Below are 9,643 nucleotides of genomic sequence, written 5' to 3'. Positions count from 1 at the left end.
CGCCGCGCGCACTTAAGGCGGAACACCAAGAGACTCGGATGGGCGGGGGGGGGGGGGCGGGCGGGCCCCCCCCCCCCCCCCGGGACGTGCTGCCGATGGCCGCCTCGGTCACCGTGACCCACACCCTCGGCGTGGTCGCCCTGGGCCTCCTGGTCACGGCCGGTTCCGCCGCCACGCCGGCGGTGATCTCCTGGCTGGGCATCGCCGGTGGCGTCCTGGTGCTGGCGGCAGGCGTCACCCTCGTCCGCCGTGCCTGGCGCAACCGGGTGCGGACGACCGTCGCGGCCCCTGACCAGGCGGAACAGCGGGAGTTGGCTGCTGTGGGCGCCGGCCACGGTGCCGCTCACCATCATCACGACCATGACGGTGTGGAGCACGCCCATGGGGGCCACGCACACTCCCACAGCCACGGCGCGCACACGCACACCCATGGCGAGACGCACTCCCGTGGCGGCCACACCCACACCCATGGCGGGCACACCCACACCCACCCCGCCGCGCCCACACTCCGCGGCACGATCCTGCTCGGGTTCGCCGGTGGGCTGGTGCCCAGCCCGTCCGCCGTGGTCGTGCTGGTCGGCGCCGCCGCGCTCGGCAAGGCCTGGTTCGGACTGCTGCTCGTCGTGGCGTACGGGGCCGGTCTCGCGCTGACGCTCACCGCCGCCGGGTTCGCCGTCGTACGGCTGGGAGCGGGGGCGGTCCGGGCGCTGGAGCGGCGCCCGCGCTGGAGCGCTCACCCACTGGCCGCCCTGGCGCGCCGGGCCCTGCCGCTCGGGTCGGCCCTGGTCGTGCTCGCGCTGGGCATCGGACTGGTGCTCAGGGGGGCCGCATCCGCACTCGGCTGAGCTACTTTCTGTGGAGAGTTCGCGCGAGATGCCTTGGGGGGCGCCGTGTCCGAGGAGCCGGGCCCGGACCGTGTGATCGCGGGCCGCTACCGTCTGCTGTCCCCGCTGGGCGAGGGCGGCATGGGAACCGTGTGGCGCGCCCGCGACGAGGTGCTGCACCGCGAGGTGGCCGTCAAGGAGGTCCGGGCGCCGGCCGGACTGCCCGGCCCCGAGGTCGAGCGGCTGTACGCGCGCCTGGAGCGCGAGGCGTGGGCGGCGGCCCGGGTCGCGAACCGCAACGTGGTCACGGTGTACGACGTGGCGCTGGAGGGCGGCCGGCCGTGGATCGTGATGGAGCTGGTGCGCGGGCTGTCCCTCGCCGACCAGTTGGAGGCGGAGGGTCCGCTGCCGCCGCGGCGGGCGGCGCACATCGGCGCCGAGGTGCTGTCCGCGCTGCGCGCCGCGCACGCCGCCGGGGTGCTGCACCGGGACGTGAAGCCGGCCAACGTGCTGCTGGCCAACGACGGCCGGGTGGTGCTGACGGACTTCGGGATCGCCACGGTGGAGGGCAGTTCGGCGCTGACCATGACCGGCGAGGTGATCGGCTCGCCCGAGTTCCTGGCGCCCGAGCGGGCGTTGGGGCGCACTCCGGGTCCCGCGTCGGATCTGTGGTCGCTGGGGGTGCTGCTGCACGCGGCCGTCGAGGGCGTCTCCCCGTTCCGGCAGGACACCCCGCTCAGCACACTGCGGGCCGTGGTGGACGAGGAGTTGCCGCCACCGCGGTGGGCCGGGCCGCTCGCGCCCGTCATCGAGGGGCTGCTGCGCAAGGAGCCCGCCGAGCGGCTGCCGGCCGAGCAGGCGGAGCGGGAGCTGCGGCTTGTCGCGGCGGGCGGGTCGGCGCGGGCGGACACCGCGCCCGGGGTGTCGCCGTACGCGCCGGCGGTGACGGGCCCGCCCCCGGAGCCGTCCCGGACCCCGCCGGTGCCGTTGCCCGCCGGCTACTCGGACCCCGGCACCACGGCCGCCGGGCCGGCCCGGCGGCCCGAGCGTGACCGCCGGGCCGCCGTCGTGCTGGTGGCGGGTGTGCTCGCGGTGGTCCTCGCGCTGGCGGGACTGACGTACGCGCTGCTGAACCGCGGCGACGGGGGCGAACAGGGGAAGGGCAGCGCGAGCACCGGCCGGAGGACGAGCGGCCCGGCGCACTCCCCCACGCCGAGCGGCAGCACGGACGCGGACACCGCGGCGCCGTCGTCCTCGCGGAGCAGCGCGTCGGCGAGCCACCGGCCGGCGCAGTCGGTGCGCGTGACCCTGACCGGGGCGCACACGGAGTACTCCGGGACGTGTCCGCCGCCGGCCGCTCAGGCGCCCGCGTTCACCGCCGAGTTCACGGTGGGCCGGTTGCCCGCGCGGGTGGAGTACCGGTGGGTCCTGGCGCACGGATCGGTGTCCGACCCCGGATGGAAGACGCTGTCGTTCCCGGCGGGCGGTCCGCGCACGCGGGAGCAGCGGGTGACGGTGACGACGTACGCCGAGGGCGGGACGGTCGAGAACGAGATCGGCGTGGAGGTGCGCGGTCCGGTGCGGACGACGTCGGACTCGGTGCCGTTCTCGGTGACGTGTACGACGGCGGCGGAGACCCCGTCGTCCGGGACCTCCGCCTCACCTTCGGGCTCACCCTGAGAACTTCACGCTGAGAACTTCACCCTGCCGGGCGAGCCCGTACGGGTCATGCCGCGTTGTTCAGCACCGGCAGGTAGCCGCCGGACTGACCGGACGCGGTCGGGTGGTACGACTCGCCGATGTCGAGCCAGTTGACGCTGTGCAGCCAGGAGTCGCCGGAGCAGATCTCGTGGCCGGAGAACGTGGTGCGGACGTCGCCGAAGACGAAGTTGTGGGCGGTGGCGCGGGCCTTGATGGTGGTGTCGATGTAGTCGGCGGCGCCGTTGATCGCGGACCGCTTGGTCTCGGAGAGGCCGAGGCAGGTCTGGCCGAGCAGGTAGAAGCGGGGGTAGCCGATGACGACCACCCGGGCGGACGGGGCTTTGGCGCTGATCGCGTTGTAGACGGTGTCCAGCTTGCCGGGGAGCGTGTTGGCGACGTACGCCTTGGCGGTGTTGATGCGGGACAGGCACGTGCTGTCCGAGCTGGTCACACAGGTGGTCATGACGTCGGCGAAACCGGCGTCGTTGCCGCCGATGGTGATGGACACCAGTGAGGTGGAGGAGTTCAGCGAGCCGAGCTGGTTGGCGAGCACGTCGTCCGTCTTCGCGCCGGAGCAGGCGTTGAAGGCGAACGAGGAGGGGCTGTGGGCGGCGTTCCACAGGTAGGGGTACGCCTTCGTGCTGCGGTCGCAGTCGCCGCTCGAGCTGATGTAGCTGCCGGCACCCACCCCGGAGGAGTAGGAGTCACCGAGCGCGACGTAGCCGCCGGTCGCGACGGTCGAGGACGCCTGCGCCGAAGCGGCCCCGGTGAGACCGAGGCCGGCGGCGAGGAGGAGCGAGGTAACGAATCCGGTAAGTCGGGAACGTCTCATGGAACCTCCCTTTAGCAGGATCTCTGCCACAACTGTGGTAGCAGCTACGCGTGTTGACAGGAAGTGTCCATGCCAAGACTTTTGTCATCTCAACAGGATCGCCCCAAGACGTTCACCGCTCATATATTGCGCGTGCATGCCATATCTGTTGACCCCTCGTCACCACGCCCGGGCGACCGGACCCATGACGCCCCGTCAAGGACAACAGTGATGACGGATACCGCGTGCCGGGCGGCTCTTGGGGACACCCGGGGCAAGGAGCGGAAATGCCGTGCGCGGAGCGCATCCGTGGCGGATCATGGCGGCATGTCTGCCAACCCACACGACGCTCTGCCGATCCGGCTCCACGTCGACGACTCCGACTCGCCGTCCGACGTCGTCGACGCGCTGTTCCTCGGCCGCTTCGCGACGGGCGAGCAGCCTTACTCGCACGCCGCGAACATCGACCGGGTGCGCTCGGGCGCGACCCTGCTGCCGGAGGGCGCCCGCGTGCTGCGGATGGCCCGCGACGACGACCGCAGCGCGACCCTCGCCGAGGGGGACGGCTGGACCCTGCTGGTCTCCCGCTGGAACCGGGGCGCGGACGTCACGGTCACCGCCACCAGCGCCGAACTGGCCAAGCGAGTCCTCGACCAGGCCACGGACGGCGCGGCCGACGAGCCGGAACCGCAGCCGGAGAACGTGACGATGGGGTTCTGGTACGTCTCCCCCCGGCGCGGCCCGCACCGCACCACCCGGCAGATCTCCGCGGGCACGTGGGACGAGGTCCGGCCCAACTACACGGCGCCGGTGGCGGACGCGATGGACCGCCTGATGAAGACGACCCCGGAGGACATCGCGGGCCGGCTGCTCCTGCTCCACGGCCCGCCCGGCACCGGCAAGACCTCCGCGCTGCGCACTCTGGCCCGCTCCTGGCGCGACTGGTGCCAGGTCGACTGCGTCCTGGACCCGGAGCGCCTCTTCTCGGACGTCGGCTATCTGATGGACATCGCGATCGGCGAGGACGACGGCGCGGGCAAGGGCCGCTGGCGCCTGCTGCTGTTGGAGGACTGCGACGAGCTGATCCGGGGCGAGGCCCGGCACACGGCCGGCCAGGCCCTGTCACGGCTGCTGAACCTCACCGACGGCCTGCTCGGCCAGGGCCGTAACGTCCTGGTCGGCGTCACCACCAACGAGGACCTGGAGCGGCTGCACCCCGCCGTGGTCCGCCCCGGCCGCTGCCTGGCCCGCATCGAGGTCGGCCCGCTGACCCGCCCGGAGGCGGTGAAGTGGCTGGGCACCGAGGAGGGCGTCGGCCGGGAGGGCGCCACCCTGGCCGAGCTGTACGCACTGCGCCGGGGCACCACGCCGACCTCGGTGCCGGGGGCCAGGGAGGGCGCGGACGCGGGCCTGTACCTGTAGTGCTTTCATGAGGGTATGACCCTGTTCGTCGGCACGTCGGGGTGGCAGTACAAGGACTGGCGGGACCACGTCTACCCGGTCGGGGTGCCGGCGCGGCTGTGGCTGGAGGAGTACACGCGGCTGTTCGCGACCGTGGAGATCAACAACGCGTTCTACCGACTGCCGTCCTACGACACCTTCGCCGCCTGGCGCGGCCGCGTCCCGCCGGACTTCGTGGTCACGGTCAAGGCCAGCCGGTATCTCACCCACATCAAGCGGCTCAAGGACCCCGAGGAGCCGGTGCACCGCCTGATGACCCACGCGGCGGGCCTCGGCGACCGGCTGGGCCCCGTCCTCCTCCAGCTCCCGCCCACCCTGCGCGCCGACCCGCCGCTGCTGGACGCCTGCCTGGCCTGTTTCCCGCCCGCCACGAGGGTCGCGGTGGAACCCCGCCACGACTCCTGGTGGACGGGCGAGGTGCGCGAGGTCCTGGCGTCCCGTGGCGCGGCCCTGTGCTGGGCGGACGTCCTGGCCCGCCCGGTCACCCCGCTGTGGCGCACCACCGACTGGGGCTACGTCCGCTTCCACCAGGGCCGCGCCCAGCCCTGGCCGCGCTACGGCCGCCGCTCCCTGGACACCTGGGTGGACCGCGTCGCGACGACCTGGTCCGACGCGGAGGACGTGTACGCCTACTTCAACAACGACCCCGGGGGCGCGGCGGTCCAGGACGCGGTGACGTTCGGCCGGGCGGCGAGGAGAGCGGGGCTGACGGTGACGAGAACACCGGAGCCGGCGAAACTGAGCTGATCCCCGGTCCGGCCGGCGTGTTCCAGCCGCCCGCGTTCCGGCCACTCACCCTTTCCCGCCGCGACGGCGCTCGGCCACGACGGCGGAGTCCGGCGGTGCCGAACGCTCCTCAGCCCTCCCCGTAAGCCGCCCGCAGGGCATCCCGCACGGCCGCGAGCGCCGCCCCCTCGTCCAGCCCGAGCCGCCGCACACGATCGACGTACGCCTGGGCGGCCAGGGAAGCCTCCCGCACCGCGGCCGAGCCGGCGGCAGCCACGAACGTGCCGTTGCGCCCGCGCGTCTCGATCACCCCGTCGCCCTCCAGCGCCCGGTACGCCTTGGCCACCGTGTTCACCGCGAGCCCCAGGGACTCGGCCAGTCCCCGCACGGTCGGCAGCCGGTACCCCACCGGGAGCGCGCCGGACCGCGCCTGCTCGGAGATCTGCGCCCGCACCTGCTCGTACGGGGGCGCGCTGTCATCGATGCGGATCTTCAGGCTCACACGGCCGATTGTCCCGCACCCGCCGGAAAATGAGAGGCAGCCCGGACTCCCGGTCCGTACGGTGCCTCATCATGACTGTCCTCGTGCGTGCTCTGCGCCCCGACGTCCCCGCGGACGCCGAGGGCTTCGCCCGTGTCCGCCGACTCGCTCTGCCGTACATCCTGTTCACGCCGGACTCGGTCCGGCACACGGTGGTCCATACGCACCCGGACGCCCGCTTCCGGCCGCTCGTCGCGGAGGAGGACGGCGAGATCATCGGCACGGCCCAGGTGCATCTGATCCCCGAGAGCCCCGACCCGGGCCAGGGCGCCCTGAACGTCTACGTCCGTCCGGACCGGACCCACCGCGGGGCCGGCCGGCTGCTGGTCCGGGCCGCCGAGGAGTACCTGGCGGACGTGGGCGCGACCAGGCTGTTCGCCTGGGCCCTGGACGAGCCGGCCAACCAGGCCTTCGCCGAGCGGCGCGGCTACCGGCGGGGCCGTTCCGCGCAGTTCCTCCGCCTGGACCTGGCGGACGGCACGCTGCCGCCGCTCCCGGAGCTCCCGCCCGGCGTCGAGCTGCGGACGGCCGCCGACTTCGCGGACGACCCCCGGCCGCTGTTCGAGCTGGACGCGGAGACGGTGCTCGACGAACCGAGCGACGTGGACTACGCGTTCACGGACTACGACGTCTGGCTCGCGCAGAGCTGGAGCCATCCGCTGCTGAACCGGGAGCTGACCACGGCCGCCTGTGTCGACGGCCGTCCGGTCGCCTTCACCGTGGCCTACACCGACGGCGACGGCCGCTACTCCACCGCGATGACCGGCACGGCCCGCGCCCATCGCGGCCGTGGCCTGGCCAAGCTCGCCAAGATCCACTCTCTGCACCGGGCCCGCGCCGCCGGTGTCACCGAGGCCTTCACGGGCAACGACACCGGCAACGCTCCCATGATCGCGATCAACAAGTGGCTCGGGTACGAGGTCTGCGCGACGGAGGTGCGCTATGTCCGCGAACTCGGCTGAGCCGGCCCGGCTGGAGGTCGTCCTGGTCAAGGCGGGCCGGACGAAGATCCGTTATCCGGCGGAGCTGCTCCGGGACGACGGCGACCGGATCGCCGTACGCGCCCCCTGGGCGGGTTCCGGGGTCCGGGACTTCGGGTTCGTGCGGTTCGAGCCCGGTGACGTGTTCACCGAGTACTACTGGCGGGACCGGTGGTACTCGGTGAAGGAGGTCCGCGCGGCGGACGGCTCGGTCAAGGGCTGGTACTGCGACGTCACGCGCCCCGCGGTCTTCCGCCACCCTGGAACCCGCTCGAGCGGGGGGAGCCCCATGGGCGCGGAGCTGGTCGTGGAGGATCTCGACCTGGACCTGTGGCGCTCCGCGGACGGCCGGGACGTACGGCGGCTGGACGAGGACGAGTTCGCCGAGAGCGGTCTCGCGGAGACGGACCCGGAGGCCGCGTCGGCCGCGGTGGCCGCCCTCGACACGCTGGAGGCGCTGGCGACCCGAGCCGACGGCTTCGCGGAGTTGCTGGCGTGACCCTCCCGGGCGCTCCGGTGTCACACGGTGGCCACCACCGCGTACCGCTCGTCGTCCACGTCCTTGCCCCACAGCAGGGAGTCGTCGGACAGTCGCTCCACGCGCACGTCCCGGCTCAGCGTCTCCAGCAGGGCGGTGAGCCGGGCGGCCGGTACGCCGACCGGGCTGAGGGTCCCCCACACACCCTCCACCAGCACGAACCGGCCCCCGGGCCGCAGCAGCTCCCGCCAGTGCCGCAGCGCCCCGGCCGGGTCCGGCAGCGCCCACAGCACATGCCGTACGAGGACCACGTCGAAGCGCCGCTCCCCCACCGGCGGGGCCACGGCGTCCCCGCACACGATCGTCGCTGGGCGCCCGGCGAGCTTGGCCCGGGCCCGCTCGACCATCGCCGGGGACCGGTCGACACCCGTCACCCGGTGCCCCTGCTCGACGGCGAGGAGTGACAGGCTGCCGGTGCCGCAGCCGAGGTCGAGGACGTCGGCGGGGTGCCCGGGGAGCCAGGTCCGGAGCCGGTCCGCCCAGGCCGCGCGGACCTCGGGGTCACGCAGGCCGTGGTCCGGTTCGTCGTCGAAGGCGGCGGCTAGCGCATCCCAGTCCGCTTCCGGGGCAACCGCAACCGTGTGCGTGTTCTCGCTCGTCATGCCCAGAGAGTGACACACGCCACTGACAGTGCGGACGTGACAGCCGCCACTGACAAACCGGCACCGATGAGGAACTCTCCCCGAAAGCGTCTACCTCCGTGACAACGCGGAACTCGGTGGGCACTGAAGGAGGCAGTTATGCGCCGTACGACCGTGCAGAAGCCCCTGAAGAGGACGGACAGCCGCCGGATCCGCGACGAGGCGGAGGAGCGCCCGGCGGGACGCCCCGAGGTGCGCAAGGACATCGCGCGCACCTGGTGGCCCGAAGGCTGACACGGCAACGTCCGTCACCGTTCTCACGGCCGGTACGCGGTCGGTACCTGAGCGCAGTCTTAGCGCTTCCTCAAGCCGACCATAAGGATCTCCTCCACCCGTTCCCAGCAGGCGATTTCACGGCTTCTTGGGGCTAGCTTCGGATCACCCCACGGAATCCGAGCCACGACACATCCGGGGCCTGTCCGGCGGCTCAGGCCGGACAGGACCCGGCGGCACGTCAGCTGAAGGCGGACGCGCAGGTGGTGGCGGTGGCGTGGGCCGGGTCGAGCGCGTTGGCCACCTCGTGGAAGGCGATCCGGTCGAACAGGCCGATCGCGAGGTGTTCGGAGAGGTCGAGCGGACACAGGTCCTGGAGCAGGACGTTGCGGACGTCGGAGCCGCTCAGGTACTGGGTGCGCCAGGGGGTGACCACCTCGTCGTACCGGGTGGCGATGACCGTGTAGCGCACTCCGGGGACGGTGTCGCCGCCGGAGTTGAGCTTGGTGAGGAAGGCGGAGCCGGTGATCTGGTCGGCGAGGCCGGGGGTGGTGGCCTTGAGCAGGTCCTCGGCGCCGGGGAAGTACGGCAGCAGGTGGGTGAGGCCGTCCAGGTCGGTGCCGTGGTTGTCGGGGGCGATGCCGACGAGCGCGTTCACCTTGGCGGCTCCGCCGAGGAACTTCAGGTAGTAGCGGGGCATCATGCCGCCCTGGGAGTGGCCGACCAGGTCGGCCTTCACGGCTCCGGTGGCGGCGAGCACCTTGTCGACGAAGACGGAGAGCTGTTCGGCCGACTTGTCGATCGGGCCGAGGCCGTGGAAGAGGGGGACGCCGGGCAGTTGGCCGTAGTCGAGGGAGTAGACGCAGTAACCGCGGCTCTTCAGGTAGGGGGCGAGACCGAGCCAGTTGTCGACCGAGTTGCCCAGGGTGCCGTGGACGAGGACGACGGGGCGGGGATGGACGGTGGAGGGCTTGCAGGAGTAGTCGTTCCAGCCACTGCCGGCCGCGGTGCTGTCGGAGGCACTGGCGGTGGCGGCCGGTACGACGGCGACGGCGGCGGTGAGTAACAGCGCGGCGAGGGGTCTGAGCACTCGTTTCCAGGGCAGCATCGTGTGATCTCCTTGCGGCTCACGGGAGGTGCACGGCCTAACCCTGTGATCCGGATCACGGGATGCTGTTCACTCGTCAAGTTACGAGCGAGTAGTGCA

10 protein-coding genes and 1 pseudogene are annotated in these 9,643 nt (G+C 72.6%); 7 read left to right on the top strand and 4 right to left on the bottom strand.

Going from position 1 to position 9,643, the window contains the following annotated elements; translation table 11 throughout:
• Both ACZ4WH_RS30505 and ACZ4WH_RS30500 read left to right on the top strand, forming a co-directional pair.
• Positions 1 to 845: pseudogene (locus tag ACZ4WH_RS30505) on the top strand (nickel transporter); the annotation flags it as partial.
• 45 nt (positions 846 to 890) lie between these two features.
• Positions 891 to 2,504: a serine/threonine-protein kinase gene (locus ACZ4WH_RS30500; RefSeq protein ID WP_468186764.1), complete on the top strand. Its 1,614-nt coding sequence runs from the start codon at positions 891 to 893 to the stop codon at positions 2,502 to 2,504.
• A gap of 46 nt (positions 2,505 to 2,550) precedes the next feature.
• On the opposite strand, the gene ACZ4WH_RS30495 is transcribed toward ACZ4WH_RS30500, so the two are convergent.
• A complete protein-coding gene (locus tag ACZ4WH_RS30495) occupies positions 2,551 to 3,357 on the bottom strand; it encodes an SGNH/GDSL hydrolase family protein (protein WP_468186761.1) in 807 nt (268 codons plus the stop codon).
• Between the two features lie 306 nt (positions 3,358 to 3,663).
• Between ACZ4WH_RS30495 and ACZ4WH_RS30490 the strand changes: the two genes are divergently transcribed.
• Complete coding sequence (locus tag ACZ4WH_RS30490; RefSeq protein WP_468186758.1) at positions 3,664 to 4,758, top strand: DUF5925 domain-containing protein; 1,095 nt, start codon at positions 3,664 to 3,666, stop codon at positions 4,756 to 4,758.
• Between the two features lie 15 nt (positions 4,759 to 4,773).
• Positions 4,774 to 5,544 carry a DUF72 domain-containing protein gene (locus ACZ4WH_RS30485; RefSeq protein ID WP_468186755.1) on the top strand — a complete coding sequence of 257 codons (771 nt, stop codon included), beginning with the start codon at positions 4,774 to 4,776 and terminating at the stop codon, positions 5,542 to 5,544.
• A gap of 109 nt (positions 5,545 to 5,653) precedes the next feature.
• Here the strand turns inward: ACZ4WH_RS30485 and ACZ4WH_RS30480 are convergent, their stop codons facing one another.
• Positions 5,654 to 6,025 carry a GntR family transcriptional regulator gene (locus tag ACZ4WH_RS30480; protein WP_468186753.1) on the bottom strand — a complete coding sequence of 124 codons (372 nt, stop codon included), beginning with the start codon at positions 6,023 to 6,025 and terminating at the stop codon, positions 5,654 to 5,656.
• Positions 6,026 to 6,096: 71 nt separating this feature from the next.
• Between ACZ4WH_RS30480 and ACZ4WH_RS30475 the strand changes: the two genes are divergently transcribed.
• Together ACZ4WH_RS30475 and ACZ4WH_RS30470 are read left to right on the top strand one after the other, a co-directional pair.
• Positions 6,097 to 7,026 carry a GNAT family N-acetyltransferase gene (locus ACZ4WH_RS30475; RefSeq protein WP_468186750.1) on the top strand — a complete coding sequence of 310 codons (930 nt, stop codon included), beginning with the start codon at positions 6,097 to 6,099 and terminating at the stop codon, positions 7,024 to 7,026.
• Positions 7,007 to 7,543, top strand: coding sequence for a ribonuclease FAU-1 family protein (locus ACZ4WH_RS30470; protein WP_468186747.1), 537 nt, complete (start codon positions 7,007 to 7,009; stop codon positions 7,541 to 7,543). The genes ACZ4WH_RS30475 and ACZ4WH_RS30470 overlap by 20 nt, the downstream gene beginning before the upstream one ends.
• 20 nt (positions 7,544 to 7,563) lie before the next feature.
• Here ACZ4WH_RS30470 and ACZ4WH_RS30465 read toward each other — a convergent pair whose 3' ends face one another.
• Entirely contained in the window at positions 7,564 to 8,184 is a 621-nt protein-coding gene (locus ACZ4WH_RS30465) for a class I SAM-dependent methyltransferase (RefSeq protein WP_468186744.1), read from the bottom strand.
• A gap of 138 nt (positions 8,185 to 8,322) precedes the next feature.
• On the opposite strand from ACZ4WH_RS30465, the gene ACZ4WH_RS30460 reads away from it, so the two are divergent.
• A complete protein-coding gene (locus ACZ4WH_RS30460) occupies positions 8,323 to 8,457 on the top strand; it encodes a hypothetical protein (RefSeq protein WP_468186741.1) in 135 nt (44 codons plus the stop codon).
• A 220-nt stretch (positions 8,458 to 8,677) separates the two neighbouring features.
• Here the strand turns inward: ACZ4WH_RS30460 and ACZ4WH_RS30455 are convergent, their stop codons facing one another.
• The gene (locus ACZ4WH_RS30455) at positions 8,678 to 9,544 is read right to left on the bottom strand and encodes an esterase/lipase family protein (protein ID WP_468186738.1); all 867 of its coding nucleotides are present in this window, start codon (positions 9,542 to 9,544) and stop codon (positions 8,678 to 8,680) included.
• Positions 9,545 to 9,643 lie beyond the last annotated feature (99 nt).

This window comes from Streptomyces sp. NPDC029138, assembly GCF_055564375.1.
The sequence above is the reverse complement of the archived record's forward strand: the minus strand, read 5'-3'. Positions and strand labels throughout refer to the sequence as shown.